This window comes from Paenibacillus sp. BC26 (assembly GCF_900116125.1).
Taxonomy (GTDB): Bacteria; Bacillota; Bacilli; order Paenibacillales; family Paenibacillaceae; genus Paenibacillus_Z; species Paenibacillus_Z lignilyticus.
This window is the reverse complement of sequence record NZ_FPAD01000002.1, coordinates 1,018,814-1,037,012: the sequence shown is the minus strand read 5'-3', so window position 1 is coordinate 1,037,012 and position 18,199 is coordinate 1,018,814. Positions and strand designations below refer to the sequence as shown.

20 protein-coding genes and 1 pseudogene are annotated in these 18,199 nt (G+C 43.3%); 15 read left to right on the top strand and 6 right to left on the bottom strand.

Annotated features, from left to right (window positions below):
- Window positions 1–92 precede the first annotated feature (92 nt).
- Genes BM412_RS20740 through BM412_RS20725 form a run of 4 tightly spaced genes read left to right on the top strand, consistent with a single transcriptional unit; the run spans window position 93 to window position 2,545 of the window.
- Window positions 93–473, top strand: coding sequence for an IolE/MocC family protein (locus tag BM412_RS20740; protein WP_091222607.1), 381 nt, complete (start codon window positions 93–95; stop codon window positions 471–473).
- A gap of 13 nt (window positions 474–486) precedes the next feature.
- Window positions 487–894 (top strand): hypothetical protein, encoded by a 408-nt coding sequence (locus BM412_RS20735; RefSeq protein ID WP_091222605.1) that lies wholly within the window; start codon window positions 487–489, stop codon window positions 892–894.
- A gap of 27 nt (window positions 895–921) precedes the next feature.
- Window positions 922–1,485, top strand: coding sequence for a GNAT family N-acetyltransferase (locus tag BM412_RS20730; protein ID WP_091222603.1), 564 nt, complete (start codon window positions 922–924; stop codon window positions 1,483–1,485).
- A gap of 37 nt (window positions 1,486–1,522) precedes the next feature.
- On the top strand, window positions 1,523–2,545 hold the full coding sequence (locus BM412_RS20725) for a sialidase family protein (RefSeq protein WP_091222600.1): 1,023 nt from the start codon (window positions 1,523–1,525) through the stop codon (window positions 2,543–2,545).
- A gap of 98 nt (window positions 2,546–2,643) precedes the next feature.
- Here the strand turns inward: BM412_RS20725 and BM412_RS20720 are convergent, their stop codons facing one another.
- Both BM412_RS20720 and BM412_RS20715 read right to left on the bottom strand, forming a co-directional pair.
- A complete protein-coding gene (locus BM412_RS20720) occupies window positions 2,644–3,045 on the bottom strand; it encodes a VOC family protein (RefSeq protein ID WP_091222597.1) in 402 nt (133 codons plus the stop codon).
- A 325-nt stretch (window positions 3,046–3,370) separates the two neighbouring features.
- Window positions 3,371–3,625 carry a hypothetical protein gene (locus BM412_RS20715; protein WP_091222595.1) on the bottom strand — a complete coding sequence of 85 codons (255 nt, stop codon included), beginning with the start codon at window positions 3,623–3,625 and terminating at the stop codon, window positions 3,371–3,373.
- Window positions 3,626–3,844: 219 nt separating this feature from the next.
- On the opposite strand from BM412_RS20715, the gene BM412_RS20710 reads away from it, so the two are divergent.
- Window positions 3,845–4,411, top strand: a complete 567-nt coding sequence (locus tag BM412_RS20710) for a mechanosensitive ion channel family protein (protein WP_091222592.1) — start codon at window positions 3,845–3,847, stop codon at window positions 4,409–4,411.
- A 127-nt stretch (window positions 4,412–4,538) separates the two neighbouring features.
- Complete coding sequence (locus tag BM412_RS20705; RefSeq protein WP_091222589.1) at window positions 4,539–4,940, top strand: VOC family protein; 402 nt, start codon at window positions 4,539–4,541, stop codon at window positions 4,938–4,940.
- Between the two features lie 667 nt (window positions 4,941–5,607).
- Here the strand turns inward: BM412_RS20705 and BM412_RS20700 are convergent.
- Both BM412_RS20700 and BM412_RS20695 read right to left on the bottom strand, forming a co-directional pair.
- Window positions 5,608–6,857, bottom strand: a pseudogene (locus tag BM412_RS20700) (IS110 family transposase).
- Between the two features lie 389 nt (window positions 6,858–7,246).
- Window positions 7,247–8,437: an MFS transporter gene (locus BM412_RS20695; RefSeq protein ID WP_091222587.1), complete on the bottom strand. Its 1,191-nt coding sequence runs from the start codon at window positions 8,435–8,437 to the stop codon at window positions 7,247–7,249.
- Between the two features lie 109 nt (window positions 8,438–8,546).
- Between BM412_RS20695 and BM412_RS20690 the strand changes: the two genes are divergently transcribed.
- Entirely contained in the window at window positions 8,547–9,491 is a 945-nt protein-coding gene (locus tag BM412_RS20690; protein ID WP_091222584.1) for a helix-turn-helix transcriptional regulator, read from the top strand.
- Window positions 9,492–9,883: 392 nt separating this feature from the next.
- On the opposite strand, the gene BM412_RS20685 is transcribed toward BM412_RS20690, so the two are convergent.
- Entirely contained in the window at window positions 9,884–10,801 is a 918-nt protein-coding gene (locus BM412_RS20685; RefSeq protein ID WP_091222581.1) for a helix-turn-helix transcriptional regulator, read from the bottom strand.
- 223 nt (window positions 10,802–11,024) lie between these two features.
- Between BM412_RS20685 and BM412_RS20680 the strand changes: the two genes are divergently transcribed.
- Window positions 11,025–11,981: a sigma-70 family RNA polymerase sigma factor gene (locus BM412_RS20680; RefSeq protein WP_091222579.1), complete on the top strand. Its 957-nt coding sequence runs from the start codon at window positions 11,025–11,027 to the stop codon at window positions 11,979–11,981.
- A gap of 65 nt (window positions 11,982–12,046) precedes the next feature.
- Window positions 12,047–12,472: an SRPBCC family protein gene (locus tag BM412_RS20675; protein WP_091222576.1), complete on the top strand. Its 426-nt coding sequence runs from the start codon at window positions 12,047–12,049 to the stop codon at window positions 12,470–12,472.
- 174 nt (window positions 12,473–12,646) lie between these two features.
- On the opposite strand, the gene BM412_RS20670 is transcribed toward BM412_RS20675, so the two are convergent.
- Complete coding sequence (locus tag BM412_RS20670) at window positions 12,647–13,042, bottom strand: YmaF family protein (protein ID WP_091222573.1); 396 nt, start codon at window positions 13,040–13,042, stop codon at window positions 12,647–12,649.
- 288 nt (window positions 13,043–13,330) lie between these two features.
- Here BM412_RS20670 and BM412_RS20665 point away from each other — a divergent pair, with 288 nt between their 5' ends.
- From BM412_RS20665 to BM412_RS20640, 6 genes are all read left to right on the top strand, one after another.
- Window positions 13,331–13,519, top strand: coding sequence for a hypothetical protein (locus BM412_RS20665; protein ID WP_091222570.1), 189 nt, complete (start codon window positions 13,331–13,333; stop codon window positions 13,517–13,519).
- 174 nt (window positions 13,520–13,693) lie between these two features.
- On the top strand, window positions 13,694–14,158 hold the full coding sequence (locus BM412_RS20660; protein WP_143111670.1) for a hypothetical protein: 465 nt from the start codon (window positions 13,694–13,696) through the stop codon (window positions 14,156–14,158).
- 647 nt (window positions 14,159–14,805) lie between these two features.
- A complete protein-coding gene (locus BM412_RS20655) occupies window positions 14,806–15,618 on the top strand; it encodes a class I SAM-dependent methyltransferase (protein WP_091222565.1) in 813 nt (270 codons plus the stop codon).
- 453 nt (window positions 15,619–16,071) lie between these two features.
- Complete coding sequence (locus tag BM412_RS20650; RefSeq protein ID WP_091222562.1) at window positions 16,072–16,650, top strand: YdcF family protein; 579 nt, start codon at window positions 16,072–16,074, stop codon at window positions 16,648–16,650.
- A 19-nt stretch (window positions 16,651–16,669) separates the two neighbouring features.
- The gene (locus BM412_RS20645) at window positions 16,670–17,296 is read left to right on the top strand and encodes a hypothetical protein (RefSeq protein ID WP_091222559.1); all 627 of its coding nucleotides are present in this window, start codon (window positions 16,670–16,672) and stop codon (window positions 17,294–17,296) included.
- Between the two features lie 126 nt (window positions 17,297–17,422).
- Complete coding sequence (locus BM412_RS20640) at window positions 17,423–17,839, top strand: hypothetical protein (protein WP_143111669.1); 417 nt, start codon at window positions 17,423–17,425, stop codon at window positions 17,837–17,839.
- Window positions 17,840–18,199: the final 360 nt, after the last annotated feature.

Genomic DNA, 18,199 nt, shown 5'->3' with positions numbered 1-18,199 from the left:
ATGCAGCCCCAAAGCGCAACTTCCATGACTGTATTTCGTCTAATACTGAGTGGAAAAGATTTCTTGATTTAAGATGAATAGGAGGTAATAATGTGAAAAATAGAATGAACCTGTTCATCCTCTCGATAATATTATTAGTTGTAACAGTCGCTTGTAATGAAAAAACAAACATAGATATAGGCGATGCAGTCGGAAAAACGGAACACTATTTCAGACAACTCCAGGAGATCGAAACTACAGCGTCATCATTCGACGGTAAAAAGACCGTGAAATTTAGGCTTATGGTTGAGGGACATCCGACAGAAGCTGAAGCCTCCATGTTATTCAATCTAATATTGGATACTGTTGCTAAGTATTCTAATCGTCCGGATGTTTGGGAGCATTATGAGGGTTATTTTGATATCAAGAATTATGATGAAGGTGTCATTTATGAAGGTATAAAACGGATTGGTGAAGACTTAAAAGTCCAATAAAGGAGGGGATAAAGTGAATAATTACACAAGAAATCTTTACTCTGTTATTTGGTCAATCGGAGCAATTTTACTAATCTATTATTCTAATACTTTACTAGAATTTGCTGATGAATGGTCATCAAAAACATATAATATTCGGGGATATCATTTATGGATTCCGATAGTAGTTTCTGTATTCTCCGGTATGTATTTGGCTTTTATTCATGGAATTCCAAAGCATTTTCGATTAGATAGCGGCAAGCTTGCTGTTTTTGCTATCAGTTTTGTTATGTTATTCTATTTTGTTCTGGCATTCTATACTAACTTGCCTCTAGTCCAACCCTTTCTAAAGGTTATGAGTAATAACGGCCAGTTTTTCGTAGGATTAATATGCGGATACTCGATGATTTCATGTCTGTTTAAAGTGCGGTATGTGGAGTAAGTTTTAGTGAATCAAAGGGGGGGATTTATGAAACCAATTATGATTGATTTTCCGGATGAGTTTCATACTGATCGATTAGTAATTCGAATGCCGAAACCAGGGGATGGTCAGGTTGTGTTTGAAGCCGTTACTGCTTCGATAGATGAGTTGAAACCTTGGTTAAAGTTTCTGCAGAATGAACAATCCGAATATGATATTGAGCTTGCAGTTAGAGAGGCACATGTAAGATTTTTAAGTCGCGAGAGTCTAAGATTCCTTGTCTTTTTGAAAGAAACGGGACAATTTGTTGGTACGTCAAGCTTACATAACATAGATTGGGATGTACGTAAATTTGAAATTGGATATTGGATAGATACACGTTTAAGTTGCAAGGGGTATATGACTGAAGCCGTTAAAGGTATTTGTGATTTTGCTTTTAGTCAGTTGAATGCCCGAAGGTTGGAAATACGATGCGATACAAAAAATACGAAAAGCAAGTTAATACCTGAGCGATTGCATTTTGAACGTGAGGGTACTAGCAAGAACGAAGATTTATCGGTTGATGGAAGTGAATGGAGGGACACATTCATTTTTGCAAAGATACAACGTTGATATGTTGTCGTAAACTAACATGGAGTGTGAGTAGAACGTGGAGAAACTGAATCGGATAAGTGCCGAGAAGGAATATATCTTTGACGAAGGGCAGCCTTTTCAGAGCAGTCATGCCTCGACGGTTGCAGTACTGCCGAATGGTAATGTGGTTGCGGCATGGTTTGCAGGCAAGCACGAAAAATCCAGCGACGTGGCAATTTGGATGTCCACGCGTACCGAAGGTACTTGGTCAGTTCCGTACAAGGCGGCAGATGAGGAGGGGATTGCCCATTGGAACCCCGTATTATTTGTTCAGGGAGACACTTTAGTTTTGTTTTATAAAGTCGGCCACGAGATCACGGATTGGTATACGCGAGTCAGCTATTCGGAAGATGCCGGGCGAACTTGGACGGAACCGCGCGAATTAGTTCCAGGGGATGTTGGGGGCCGCGGTCCTGTGAGGAATAAACCAATTGCATTGAAGGATGGAACGATATTGGCCCCGTCATCGGTGGAGCGGCATGATCCGTCTGCTGCAGGAAAACAGATCTGGGAAGCATTCGTCGATATATCGCGTGACAACGGGCTAACTTGGACAAAGAGCGAGCCTGTGCCCATGAATTTAGGTGAATATGTAGGTGCAGACCATTGGTTCGCAAAAGGACTCATTCAGCCAACCCTATGGTCTTCAGGCGGAGAACGCGTGCATATGCTTCTTCGCAGCACTGAAGGCATGATCTTCCGCAGCGACTCGAGCGACAATGGGCAGACTTGGTGCCAAGCATACCCAACTTCGCTTCCCAATAACAATAGCGGTATTGATGCGACCTTGATGGACGATGGCAAGTTAGCACTTATTTTTAATCCGGTTGCGGGCTATGCAACGGACAGCCCTCGTACACCGCTAGTGGTTCGATTTTCGAGCGATAACGGCCTTACTTGGGGTGATGAGGTAGTGCTGGAGAATGAACCGGGTGAATATTCCTATCCTGCAATTGTATCCAAAGATAAAGAACTGTATCTTACCTATACGTGGAAACGGGATCGGATCGCATTCTGGAAATTGACGTTAGAGGAATGAATAGAAGAGAGTGTGAATCTCTGAAATAGATGGAATTATCAGATTATAAGAGATGTAAATAAACGCCGGTTACCTTAAGCAGGTGACCGGCGTTTCCATTAACGTTTCGGCATTTTGCTCTTATCCATGTACAACAGGTTCCAGCGATGACCGTCCGGGTCGGCAAATCCTGCGCCATACATCCATCCATCAATGTCACTCGGCTTGCCAAAGATGCTTCCCCCGGCAAACTCTACTTTTTGAATAAAGGCGTCTATTTCATCTCTGCTGTCAGCGCTAATGGAAAATATTACTTCTGCGCTATGTGATGTCTCTGCGGTTTTAGAACCTGTAAATTTCTCAAACTCCTCATTCGGGAACAGTAGAATCGTTGTTTGGCCAATGGCAAGGTGGGCTCTCTCGTTACCAACGTTCACCGCATTGAATCCAATCTCATTGAAAAAGGCGGTTGACCTCTCAACATCTTTGACCGGCAGATTAATCCAAATTTCCTGTGACATGGATGTAGCCTCCTGGAATATCTTTTTAACTACTCCAACTATACTCTACTTCTGGCATCAGAATCGAATCTTATAAAAGTAACCGCAAGGGATTGTTTCAGTCAAGGTGTCGTACTTAACGGCTGAAAGTTCTTGAATGACGGACTTTTTCTGAACTCACAGAATGCTACGCTGATGGGAAACGATAGCTCAATAGACAATAGCGAGGCTGCCGACAAGGAATCGGCAGCCTTGATGTGTTAATGGGTATGAAAAATAATCTAAATTACGAATGCCTCAAGTAGTATGAGGAATTCGATTATGCCAGCCATTATGACTTATCAGATTAAATGCGATTTCTGATTTGTATCAATTCGTTAATGTAATAATCCAGATTATATTGTATAGAGTCTAGCTGTTTTGAACGACTCGATTGTTGTTTTGGCATTTGATCAATGGGGTTTTCCAAAGCTTCTAGGGCAAGACCGGCAGCGATTACTGATAAACCATCTCCGATTGCAGTAATTGACGCAGCTATAAATTCAATTTTTGCAATTTGAATTTCTCTGGCTTTTATTAATTCGTTTGAATTTTCATCCATTGGTCATTTCCTTCCCGCTTAGATGATCAGCGAAATTTCCTAGCGTATTATATGCAATTAATACGGGAAAGGGGTGCATGGAAACGGCAGCCAAAAATGAACTGCACCTCCATCGTTAATCATGTCTAACAAATGGGGGGAAGTTCACATATGGGCTGCCGTTTCTCAACTAACCAATTTAGTTTATGATATATTGTATTTGTGAAAGGAGAGAGAGAGATGAATTGGTTTCAGGAAAACTTATGGAATACAGCAGTACTGCTAGAGTTTGGGGGAATAATATTAAAGATTTCTCTTATTTTAATAGTGGCGAGTATCGTGACTCGAATCGGGAAAGCATTCGTGCGCAAGTTCTTTATCGTAACAGCTAAAACACGAGCATATCGCAAAGGTCGAGAACAGACTTTGGTGAAGCTGTGTGAAAATGTCATTTATTATGTGGTGTATTTTATTGCACTCATTACCATTTTAGAAATTTTTATTGATATTAAAGGTATCCTAGCAGGAGCAGGCGTTGTTGGACTTGCTGTGGCGTTTGGTGCACAGGGATTGGTAAAAGATGTAGTCACAGGATTCTTCATTTTATTCGAAGACCAATTTTCAGTTGGAGATAAAGTGAAAATCAATGCAATTGAGGGAACGGTAGAAGAACTTGGTCTTCGGACGACGCAGATTAAAGGTATTGATGGTGAGATGTATTATATAACAAACAGCATGATTACGCAGGTTGCAAATTATGCAAATGCTGAGCCGAAGCAAGTTGAAACTTCAAAGAGTGTAGTGTAGAAGGAGAACATACGAATGAAAACCGCTAATTTTTAGCGGTTTTTTTGATTTGGGTCAAAGCAGGAATTTATTGGGTTTAAGGTGAAGATATTCCTGATTGAAAAAATCCATATTTGGAGTGTTCACTATGACAGAGATTATCATCAATGGTTCCTCATTCGTCTTGTTAGTCAAAAATTTGGAGCAAACAGTTCAGTTTTATTCCGATTTAGGCTTCAACTATGAAGTGATCGGTGGTAAGGTTCTTCACCACCATGTTTCGAGAGGAAAACTGACTCTCATTCTTATTGAAGCTAAACAAGAAGATGAGGTGAACCCAATCAGTTCCAGATACGAGGAACAATATTTCGATGTATATTGTTATACGAATGCCGTTGATTTGATAGCTCAAGAAGTTATGGATAAAAATATAACCATCATTAAAGATCCGAATTACACAAATCATTGGAGCGAGTTTACATTTCGTGATCTCAACGGCTATCAAATTACCGTTGGTGGAGGCGTTATAAATAAAGAACTTATTTCGTGATAAACTCGGGAGTTTAAACTAACGAGGAACTATAGTTTAAAAGAACAGTAGAACAAGCTGCCAGATAATATTGGAAGCCTGTACTACTTTTTCTTTACTAATAATTGAATGATTCCTATTATGAGAATTACTATAAATATGAGCAGGACGATTCTATAATCCGCACCGGATGCACTTACAACACCAGCTGCAATTAATATCATGTATTCACTCCCTTAGGTAACAGAGCGCGTTTCTTTAATATTATAATGCTCAGCATAGAATATGAGTGAGTTGCATTCAACTCCCTCGGTACGATTTAGTTTTCTCACGAATGCTCGCTTATTCGCAGGATTTCACCCTTGTCAGAAATACAGAAAGATAGTAAGAGAACCATTGTTGTAGACCAGAACAAATGAAGGCGTGAGGAAATAAAGGGGGGGTTACAACCCCATATCCTTCCATATACTGCACGCATTCTCCACGCCGCCCCTGGAGGTTTTCACTCCCATGTCTCAACGGGTCTATGCCCTCTCATTCCTTCGTTACGCCTTTCCAAGGGGGGGAAGCCGGTTATGCTACCGGTACGGGTCGGTGCCCTTTGGTTTAATGGATCCGGTACTCCGTGCTTTCTTTTGAAATCCCGCGAATAAGCCAAAATTCGTACGACGAAACGGTAGGAAAATGGCTAAACTGCTAGCTGTAGTGGCATTGTTTTTTGAGGATTGTAGGCTTCACGGCTGCGAGCCATGCCAACGAGCATGCGTGCTAACTTGCCACACAGTTTCATAATGGACCTCATTTTCTTCATCTTCTTCACCTGCACATTGTGTGCGTGCATCGCTTGAAATTCCGGATTATTCATGACCAAGCTCATCGTCATCATGAAGATAAACCTTCGTAGGCGAGATCGCCCGCGTTTACTAATCTTCATTTGTCCCGTCCATTTACCAGAACTCGCTTCCGCCAGGTTGAGACCGGCATGACGCAGAAGGGCGTTTCCGTGAACAAAACCGCTTAAATCCCCGGCTTCACCTAGAATACCGGCAAGCGATATGGCACTAATACCTTTGACAGCAAGCATGGATTTAGCAAAAGGAATGCGATCCAAAACAGCAATAATTTCCGCCTCAACCGTTTTGAGCTGCTGGCAAGCAAGGTCGTACTCATCCAGCAACAGCTTCAAGTGAAGCTTGTAGGCATGTGTGGCTTGTTTTGAGCCAACGGAGCTGCCCGCAAGAGCGAGAAGGGATCGAGCTTTCCGCTCACCAGAATGACGCTTCATCAACGATTTCCAGCCTTTTATGATGTCGTTAGGTTGCAGTTCACAGAGCTCCTCAGGAGTAGGAAAAAGACGCAGTGTAGCCAGCGAACCGGAGCACATCAGGCACTTAAAGACCTGACGGAGTTCAGGAAAGACAACGTCAACCCAGCGATGGATTTGGTTCTTCGCACTAACAAGTCTCGTAACCACAGAGTCGCGGTTTGAGAGATACACACGCAGTTCTTCAAAAGCCTCAGGTGTGTTTCGAACGAAAGAGTAGTAGCCGTTTTTGACCATGTCTGCAATGACAAGAGCATCCTTTTTGTCGCTCTTAGAAGGCGTATTATCTCGGTTTTCCTTGTTCTTTTTTACGAGATGAGGATTCACGAGAACCACTTCGTTGAGACATTAAGCCAGTAATGGCCAGTAGGTTCCATGCCCACGATTGCGGCGTTAAGGCCGTGCGCTGCTTGCAACGAATGGATCCAACGAAGAAGATTTTGAAATCCATCTTCATCGTTCGTGAAGGAAATTGGATGACCGATGACGATTCCTCGAAAGTTAACGGCACGTGCGACATGCAATTGCTGGGCGATGTCGATTCCGACGACGAGGTGCTGAGCGGTAATTTTTTCAATGAGTTGATATTGTTTGTCCTGCGATTTAAAGTTCATAGTAGAGCGTCCTCCTGGATGATGGGATTTAAAGGGCGATGACCCGTTGCGTACTCCCATCGTACCGAGGCGCTTTTCTTTAATCCATCTACAGGAATGCTATCGGGACACGATAGTTGAACGAACCAAGGAGTAGTTTGCCGGCGGCAGCTGCTCCTTTATTCATTAAGTTAACGGGCAAGCTTGTCGTAAATATCAGGTAGCTAGGAGCAAGAGTCGAACACGAGGGATGATCCTTCCCTCCAAAGCACTTAATTTGAACTGAAAATTTAAGAGAGAAACCTGACGTATAAACCGTAGGTTTCTCTACAATTTAAGGGCATCTATTCTTAGGATCCCCTTTCTTTTCGCTTCCAATAGACGAGCCTAGCGATCGAATTCCTATTGGCTTAAGAAGCAGAGGCGGACTCCGTGTCTGAACGAACCGTTTTCCTCCCGAAAACGCCGCCTAACAGGAGCGTTCCAAGCGAGAGCGCCATACATACCGCGGAGAACATGCCTATCGACGAATAGCCGCCGAACTGGACATAGAGCAAGCCGGCAACCCAAGCGCCGAGTGTGTTAGCGCCGTTCATCGTCGAGTTGGTCAGACTGGAAATTGTTCCTCGGATGGAAGCGTTGAGCGAAGTGAGTACACCTATAATGATCGGGAAGACGATTCCGAGAGTTGTGAAAATGATCAGATAGACGATTCTCACGGATGTGACGCTAGTTAGCTGGGGCACGACCGCGTACAATGCTACGAGCAGCAGCATTCCCGTGGCAATCGTATTCGTATTGCCCAGTTTTCGAGAGAAATAAGAACTGATCATGCTTCCGAACAGATTGCCAAAGCCGAGGAAGATCACCACGGTACCGATCTGCCCGACTGAAAGCGCGAAGGTATCGGCCATCCATTTACCGACGAAAGCGAACGAGGTGCCGACAGCTAAGTGAAGGAGCAGGTAGGCGACGAAACCGCTCCTTGCCTTGCCGCTTGTGATCAGCGGGACATACCGCCTAAGAATCGACGTCCGCTCCCCCATGGTCGCGCTTGGTTTCATGTCGGGCAGCAAGAAGAAAGCGCAGACGACGAGCAGCAGCGAAGCGAATCCGATCGTCCAGAACGGAACGGACCAGTTCGAGGTTGCAAGCCAGCTTCCGATCGGCACGCCGAGCGCTTGGGATGCGGCGATTCCCGAAAAGGCAATGCCCATTGTCTTCGCTATTTTGGCCGGAGATACGACGGTGGGGATGGAAGCCCACACCTGCGGTGCAGTAAACGCCGCGCTAATGCCCGCAAGGAAACGGAACAGGCACATCGTCCAGAAACTATCCGCGAATCCGCATAGAGCCGTCGAAAAGGAGAATCCGAGTAAGCCGCAAAGCAGAACGGTTCTCCGGTTCCAGCCGTCGGACAGTGGCCCGGCGATTAGGGCGAAGACGGCCGAGCTTAACGTGTAGGCGCCAAGCATCCATCCGGCGCTCCCCGTCGACACGCCGAATTTCACTTGCAGCGTCGGGAGCAAGGGAGAGATCATGAACGTATCGGTTCCGATCATGAACATGATGAGAAAGAAGAGTACGGTATACTTACTCACTGTTGATCACTCCTATAGATTAGTGATGCTTTCTGTCATGATTGTAAAACATAATGGTGACAGAACATGTCATTGTAATTATTTAAACATTGCTAAGAAGGTGGTCAGGATGTCCAAGTCCAAAAGATTGATGGAAATGATGATGACCGTTAACCGGAAGCGGCGGTTCAAAGTTCAGGAGCTTGCCGACGAATTCGGTGTCTCCAAACGCACGATTCTAAGGGATTTGCAGGAGCTTAGCGAGCTGGGGGTACCGCTCTACTCGGAAGTAGGGCCGCATGGGGGGTATCAGGTTGTAAGGGAGCGGGTGCTGCCTCCGATCGCTTTCACGGAGGAAGAGGCCGTGGCGATGTTCTTTGCGGTGCATGCCCTGCGCCATTACTCCTCGTTGCCGTTCGAAGCGGAATCCGCCTCGGCGCTGAGCAAGTTCTACCTTCATATGCCCGGGGACGTCCGGGATCGGATCGACGGCATGAAAAACCGGGTCGACTTCATTACACCGACAAGGCGGGGAGACGCGCCCTGCTTGGCCACTCTTCTTGACGCTGCCGTACACCGGAAGGTACTCTCAGTCAAATACGAGTCGAAGGAAGAAGGGGAGAGCAGTCGCCGGATTCAGCCGGTCTGTATTTACGCGAACAACGGTTTTTGGTATTGTACGGCTTATTGTTTCCTGCGCCAGGGTTTGCGCGTGTTCAGATGCGACCGAATTGGCGAGGCGGCTTATGACGAATCCGGCACTGCGCCGCTCGATCTGGGCGATGTAAGCCTTAGCCGTCGTGCGTCAGCGGAGCCGAGAGAGCCGATACGCCTTCGCGCGGAGCTGAGCAGAGCCGGTGTCCAGCGGTGCGAATCCGAATTGTGGCTCGCTCCTCTGCTCCGCGTGCGCGAAGACGGAAGCGGGACAATCGATAATAAAGTGTCGCGTGGAGACATTTCTTTTTACACGGATTTCTTCATCGGACTAGGAAATGAAGCTGAATTGGAAGAACCGGCAGAATTAAAGGACTCGATTCGGCGGAGGCTCTCGGAGATGTTGGCTCGCTATCAATGAACGGTTTTTCCCCATTCAGCCTTTTTTCCAACGAAAAACTGACACCTGCAAGGAGCAGGTGTCAGTTCACATCACGGACTCTTCTATTATTGGCTACTGATGCCGGCGATAAAGTCCACATACTTTATCTCCGATTAAAGTTTTTATAATTTCCGCTTTTGAATGAAAGCCAGCAACGAAATCATATGAAACAGAGGTAGCTTAGGCGTCTTCTGTTCAATCCGATAATACTTCCAAGCATGTTTATCGATTTTTTTAAGCTCCCAATTTCTTAGTCTAGTCTGTTCTTCATAAAAAAAAGAATGATCTAACAACTAAATCACTTCCCTTTAAAATAAATGGTGATCGATCGAACGGTTTTATTATAAAAAAAGAAGTATGACAGCATAGTGTCACACTTCTTCATAGCGATTTAACATTTTCCCAATTTTATCTTTTATCTTTTGCCTGAGTGATTGAGGTTCAAGTACAACTGCGTCCTCGCCAAAACTGAGCAATTTCTCAATTAGCCAATCTGTGTCAATTGCCTTAACAATTGTTAACAACAGAGAACCGTCTTCTTTAAACTGCTTCTCATCCAAATAAAATTCATCCAACACAGTTGCAAGCGAACCAGCAGTGAAATGAATGACGGCATATTCGGTTTGCTCCTGATTCTTGCCGCCGCCGGATAAAATATCCTCGGTGTGGATATTATGATGTCGCTCGAACAATTCCGGTAAGACAGCAAGCTTCGACATTCTCGTTAATTTGAACACCCGATAATCGTCCCTGGAGCGGCAGTAGCCATACAAATACCAGGCGTCGTATTTTAGCAGAAGACTGACGGGCTCGACTATGCGATCCTGACGTTCGTCCTTGGCATTCATATAATGAAAGTGGACAAGCTGGCGGGCATTAATGGCAGAGTGCAGCGTACGGAGATGGGAAGTATAGGATCTCCAACTGCCGAGATCCATCGTCAGGCTCGGAGCTCTGCTGTTCTCAGTCTGAACGGTCTTCAGTCGTTGTATCGTATCATGTGCCCGCACATCTTCAAATACGGTTGTCGTGGACTTGAGCAAGGTGATTAAGGAGGCAATATCGTCGGAGCTGAGTAGGCTTTTATCCATCTTGTATTCCTTCATGATTCCATACCCACCGTTTACGCCTTGGTAGGAGACAACAGGAATGCCCGCCGCACAGATCGCCTCAATGTCCCTGTAAATTGTTCTTTGCGAAACACCGTACTTGCACGACAATTCAGATGCAGATACCACATCATTATTAAGCAGCATATAGATAATTGATATTAATCTCTCTAACTTCAAGGAAGTCACCACCTTTAGTATTGCACTGTTATGATAGTAGTGTACATTGATAAGTTCGGCAAGAAATTCTTATTTAACAAACCGGATTTAACTAAAGGAATGCTAAGGTTGCCGTTTTCTCAACTAACGACAGGCGGCGTAGCCGTTTCGCCTTGTGGCTGCCGGATGATTCGAATATGATGGATGGAGGACGTTTCAAGTAGATCGACCTTAGGAGGCGAAGATGAACGAAGCCGCTTTTGATATGAAGTTATTTGAGAGCTACAAGCCGGGGTTAACCTCGTATTGTTATCGAATGTTGGGATCCATTGATGATGCGGACGATGCTGTACAGGAAACCTATATTCGGGCATGGCAGAGCTGGGATCGTTTCAGACAGGACTCATCTATTAAAACATGGATCTACCGCATAGCGTCGAACTTATGCCTGGACAAGCTGAGGCAAGCGAAGCGCCGTACACTTCCCGTTGACCTGTCCGATCCGGCAGTCAAGATTGTCGAACCGAACGAAACGCTGCCAGATTCGTCCTGGATTTGGCCCTCACCTGAATTCGGAGAAAATCCGGAAGATGCTCTCGTTCGCAAGGATACCCTTCAGTTCTGCTTTATCGCACTCTTGCAAACCTTGCCGCCTCGTCAACGCGCGGTTCTTATTCTGAGGGATGTCTTTGAATGGTCTTCGAAACAAATTGCGGAAACATTGGGAATGTCGCCGGCAGCGGCGAACAGCGCCTTGCAACGCGCCAGGGAGACGATGGACCGAACGCGGCTTCGCTCCGACGAATTTAGCAAGATGGATGTCAATCCCGACCAAAATCTTCTCTCGCGGTATGTGGAAGCGTTTGAGCAATTCGATATCCAAGCGCTTGTGTCGTTGTTCCATGAGGAAGGTTGTATGTCCATGCCGCCTTTCGCCATGTGGATAAGCGGGCAAGAAGATTTGTCCGCGTTTTTTGCGCTTACGCGCTGGCATTGCGAGGGGTCCAAATTTTTGCCAACTACAGTGAATGGTGGTTATCCCGCTCTGGCGCAGTATGTGCCAGGTAAGGAGGCATCCGTCCTGGTGCCTTGGGGCATTCACGTGATTGAAGAGAAAGATAATCGGATCTTCCATGTTCAAAATTTCATAAATGCAAAATTATTTTCCCGATTAGGGCTTCCGGAACAAATAGACCGATGAATTCGGAGATTGGCGTTCGTCTATATTAGTGAGAACAAAATTCCCGTAAAGAGGTGTCCTTCACAATGGAAACAAGCAATCCAACAAAAGTAACCGTAGAGACCGTCGTTCAAGCCCCTGTAGCAAAAGTATGGAGCTATTGGACCGAGCCTGACCACATTACGAAGTGGAATCAACCTTCCGAGGGATGGCATGCGCCAAGAGCGGAGAACGACTTGCGGGCCGGAGGCGAATTCCTGACAAGGATGGAAGCGAAGGATGGCAGCATGGGTTTTGATTTTAGCGGAATTTACGACGAAGTGAAGCTGCATGAGACGATTGCCTACACATTGGGAGACGGACGGAAAGTGGATATTGCGTTCGTCGATCAAGGCGAGGCCACTAAGGTCGTTGAAATCTTCGACCCGGAGAGCACTCACCCCGTTGAATTCCAACAGGCGGGCTGGCAAGCGATTATGGATAGTTTCAAACGTTATACGGAAGCATCATAAGAATAATCGAGGCGCCTATTAAGGCGCCTTTTTCAACATATAGGATAGAGAGGATAAATCAAAACTCTGAAGCAGCTGGCTAGAATGCTCGGCTGCTTTTTCGTTACAGGAAGGGAGATGCAAAAAAAGCCGTGCTTCTCGGCTTTTCTAGTTGAGGTAATGAACTTGTAATGCTTACATGCTACTGACGTCTACGCCTGTTTGCCCGTTGTAGCCATGAGAATGCGGGTTGCGGCCATCGACCGTCGTAAAGCCTTCAAACTGATGGTAGTGTCCCCCGTTAGGAAGGGGAACCGCTGGACCTGTAGTTCCTTGTAACGTATGGGTGTGGCCTTGGCTCACAAACGTGACTGTATTATAGCTGTGAACATGAGGGACACCGGTAGGAGAGGGAGCGGTCCAATTCACGTATTGGTGCGAGTGTCCGTCGTTCACAGTGGTCATCCCGGACAACGAATGAATATGAACTTGACGAGGGTTGCCGTCCCATGAAGTGATAAAGAGCTTGTGGGCGTGAAGAGAATCATCTTCACCGGAATCGAAAATGAAACCGCTGATTGGAATTTTCATGGAGGATCTCCTTTCATGAGTTTGGTTTCTCGGGATAGGGTATGGTTGTTTCATTGAGGAGTGAAACGGCATTCGCCTATACTCGATGAGCACTTTAGACCCGCAGCCCGTTGCAGCGGGTCTCTTTTTGTTTATTGAAGTAACGGGCAGAATAATGTAGCGAAACCTTAAGTAGTTGGCAACGTATTGAGTTATACCTACATCTTTTGTAAGGTCGTTGTATGAGGCGAAACTGTCACAGCAGTAAAGCTTTGGAATGAAATGAAGAAGCGGAGTGATTATTTGAAAATGAAAGATGACGGAAATGGTTCTTTCATAGGCCTTGGAATTGCTTTAGGTGCCGCTTTTGGTTCCGCTTTTGGTGTCGCATTTGGAGCAGTATTCGGTAATGTAGGTCTTGGAATTGTATATGGAACTTCATTTGGAATTGTAGTCGGATTAGCAGTCGGTATTTTTAGAAATAACAAAAACAAGTGAAAACACTCGATTACGTTAACGGAGAACGATAGTTCAATATAAATACTATGATGAAGCTGCCGATAAGATCGGCGGCTTTATCACGTTAACGGGCAGGATTGCGCAATGTTTTCGCGAATATTTCAAGATGAATTTGCTAAAGTCGATATACTAAAGAACTTGGAGAAAAATCTCATGAAATATTTTCTTTTTCCATATTTAAAGTACAAAGAAGTAAATGTATATATTGATGGTCAGAATCAATTGTATTTAGTGTCAACAGGTAAATCTAAAAAGTATGGTGTAGCGGAGATAGATTATATCAATAAATTAGAATCCGGATTCACGGATAATGACCTTAAAGAAAAGTTAATGGATTCATTTTCCAAGTGTTATTCCATTGAATCTACGGATACAAAGGCAAATGAAACAGTCATGGGTAGATTAATGGGGTACAAATCTTATACACGAGCAGTAAAGGGTTTGAAATTAGTAGGTATATTATGGAGTTATAGAAAGGGATATAAAATTGTTCCAACTGAAAAGATACAAGGACAAGGTTTTGTTCATCTTTCCGAACTAATTATAGAATCCAATGATGAAACACTTGTCAGATCTGTAAGAGAGGGAATTGAGCTGGCATGTATCTCAAGCGAATGAAGTACGACTATGCTGGTTGAAGTCATTGAGCTAACGGGAGACGATAGCTGAACGAATAAGGAGCAGTTTGCCAGTGGCAGCTGCTCCTTATTCGTTGAAGTAATGGGTAGTTTAGCGCAACTTTGGTCTCCATCATGCGTTATAGTGATATCCAGTAAACCCATCATCTGGAACAAAGGTGTTGAAATGTTCGATGACTTTTATAATTGGGCTAATTGTCTTGTTTTGCTTAACGATACTGATTGGAGTAACGTTTAATAGCGAGAAATTAATAGCTGCATTTTTATCAGTAATATCGCATTTGATGATTTATGTATCTATTCTTGCAGTCTATTACTATTCTCAATTAGATAGTGGAACTGACACTGTTACATTCATGGTTTTTTTTCATATAACTCATGAGCAAGCTTCAATTTTACTAAAGGTATCTCTAACGATAAGTTTAATTTGCTTTACAATGAACAAGTATTTAAAAAGCAAACACAGTTGATCATCTTACGGACGGATATAGCTCAATAAACATCAGAGGCTGCCGGCTTCATAACTGCAGTCTTCGTTATGTTAACAGGCAGAATAGCTTAACAGCTCATTGCAACATTATTTGATTCAGGGCGATTACAATAAATATAAAAATAGGAGGTTAAAAGATGAAAGACGAGGTGTATTTATTTAATCAAGCAAGATGGGAGTCGTTGGCAAAATCAGATGCCCTTTTCACTCGTCCGTATCTTGATCTTAATAAAGAGTCTGCTCGTGATTTTTTAGGTCTTGATCGAATGGGTATTATGGATGAACTGACAGGAAAGAACATACTTTGTTTGGCAAGTGGAGGTGGACAGCAGTCAGCGGCATTTGCTTTGCTTGGAGCTAATGTTTCGGTACTGGACATTTCACATACGCAATTAGAGCGAGATAAGGCAGCTGCTGAGCATTATGGAGTAGATGTTAATGTTTATCAAGGTGATATGCGCGACTTATCTTGCTTTGCAGATGATTCATTTGATGTCATCTGGCATCCCTACTCGCTTACATTTGTTCCTGATTCACGAGTTGTTTTTCATGAGGTATCTCGAATAATTAAAGCAGGCGGATTTTATCATCTCATGTGCGCTAATCCGTTCTTCTCTGGACTTTCACACGAGGATTGGAATGGTACTGGTTATATATTAAGAAATCCGTATAAAGATGAAACGCTCACATCTTATCCAGATCAAGATTGGGTGTATGATCGTTCTAAGTCTCCAGATAAAATTCAAGAGCCGAGAGAATATACACAAACGTTGAGTAGAATTATGAACGGTTTGATAAAGGAACAGTTTGTTCTAGGATATTTTTCCGAGATAAAAAGTAATTATCCTGGGGACTTGCCTGGGAGTTGGGGACATTTTACTGATGTAGCGCCACCTTGGTTTGAATTTATTTGGTACCATTATCCTAATTTTTTGAGTGGAGGTAAGTGATCTCATTCAACTAACGGGCACGTTAGTTCAATAAACAACAACGAAGGCTACCGGCATTTTGATTCGGTAGCCTTCGTTAAGCTAACGGGAGACTATAACTTAAAAAGAAAAGTAGAACAAAGCTGCCCGATAATAATGGAAGCCTATACTACTTTTTCTTTACTAATAATTGAATAATTCCTATTATGAGAATCACTATTAATATGAGCAGGACGATTCTATAATCCGCACCGGATGCACTTACAACACCAGCTGCAATTAATAACATGTATTCACTCCCTTAGGTAACAGAGCACGTTTCTTTAATATTATGATGCTTAGCATAGAATATAAGTGAGTTGCATTCAACTAACGGAGAATGATAGTTTTATGTACTTTGGAGCATAGTGTCGGTGGCACAGCAAATTACCGATGTGGTTTAGTAAAGGAGTTATTTATTTAGGAGGCATTTTCTTGAAATACCCTTTTGACTGCATAACCGATCTTGTGTTTGTTGAGGAAGAAGAAATAGTTTCATCCGATGTTATCTTAGTGCCTGGTGGGAGTCATGTAAAACCAATGGAGATGGCATCAGAATTATATCATGCTGGGATTGCGCCCTACATAATACCTTCTGGTGGGTTTAACTCGAAAATTGAGATAACAGAATGGGAGCACCTGAAGAGAATAGGTTTATCTCTTGGTGTGCCTGAAAGTGCAATACTTAGGGAAGACCAAGCGAGAAATACATTTGATAATGCCAGAAATTCTTGGAATGTAATAAATGAGAGTCAACTAAGTGTTAAGAACGCAGTCATTGTATGCAAATCCTTTTTTGCTAGGAGGGCGTTGATGACATACCAGACTGTTTTCCCGCCAACAGTAAGTTTTAGAGTAAAACCGGATGAAAGTCGTATTAGCAGAACCAACTGGTATTACAGCGAGGCAGGAATAAACGCTGTTCTAAAAGAGGCTGAGAAGATAACAAAATATTTTGGGCATCATATTCCAAACTGGGTCAAACAGAATGATGTTAATGACATTGAGCTGTAACTTGGAGGGATTTATAGTCATGTTTAATTTTTTTAAGCGCAAAGACAAATTACAAGAAAAAAAACCTTCGCAAGTCCGAATTTCAATTGGAGAGCAGCTTGTAAACTTAGAAAGAGTAGGCATTACAATTAAAAGAAATATAGAAATCAGGGACATCTTAGATCTCGAGATCCAAGAATATGAGGAACGCCCGTATATTCATCTCTTAATGAGTATAGGTCGGGAAAGAGAGGGTGTTGAATCTAACAGTGATCTATACCCGACTAATGACGTCTGGTGCTTCGATCGTGAATGTATTGAGGATCACGGGGATTATATTCGAGCATTAAAACGGATTTCAGTTATGGTGGGACCGGCAATAACCATTACCAATATTCAGGATTATGTGGATATCGAATCCAGTGAGTCATGGATCGCTTTTATCGCTAATGGGATGAATTTTCACTATTCGCTTTCCGTACAGGGCGACTGGCTAAGTCTCGAAATCTTTAAAATCTTTTCTGAATTGCTTGCTGCGAGCGGCAGTTCTAAAAGATTCTTCTTCGCGGATACCGGTAATGAAGTGCTAGTTGTTCTTATTGAGCGGGGCTGTTTCCATCAATTGAACGAGTTATTAAATATATTTATTCCTTCTAGCCATTCGTAGATCTATTCAATTCATTGTAGAGTTGAACTTATACAACTCAAGTGTCAGGAAGGTAAAATAATGAGAACCGTCTCCAAATCAATCCAATTTTCAATCCGATTTAGATCCAGATTCGCATCTAGTAGTATGCTAGTAATATGTGTTGGTATATTTGCTCTAATTCATTCAATATTCAAGGATATAGAGGTTTTACCGATAGCAGTAGCGTTTTTACTTGCTGGAATAACATTATTGGCGGTAAGCATTCAAATAGCAAACAAAAAAATAAAGCTTATCCAAACAGGATATTTGACCAAGGGAACCTATAAAGAGTGGAAGAACTCTTTTATTATTTTTAACAATAGTTCTTTGGTATTTTTGATTTATACCTACTTTAATCATAGAAAGTTAAAGGAAGCGTCTGTACTTTCTTCAAATATAAATGCTCTTAAAGAAGTGACTATCATTTACAACGATGACGAAAGTTTAATCCTTGAGTACTTACCTGGAAGACCAGAAGTGAATGAAATAACAAAAGTAATTGAGAAGAAAAAAAGAAAATAATAACGACAAAACAATTCTTGGGGTTGCACAAGAATATAGGGGACCTAAGACCATGCAACTTCAATTAGAGGCTGATAGAGGGCTGGGTAGAAGCTAATCTATGTTCAGTTCGACTAAGAACTAACAGACACTATAGCAAAACAACGAACAGGCTGCCGATATAACCGGCAGCCTGTTCCGCTAACGAGCACGAGTACTCAACCGAGCCGCGACGGCTGCTCACTAATGAGGTCAGCTGCCTTTTATCAACTATTAAACACGTGGCACGAAGGTTCAATTAACAACAATAATGAATGTTCGTTAACTTTGATAGAAACGCTTTGCAATCGTCTTCGAATCGGTTAAGGTGGAGTTATCTGA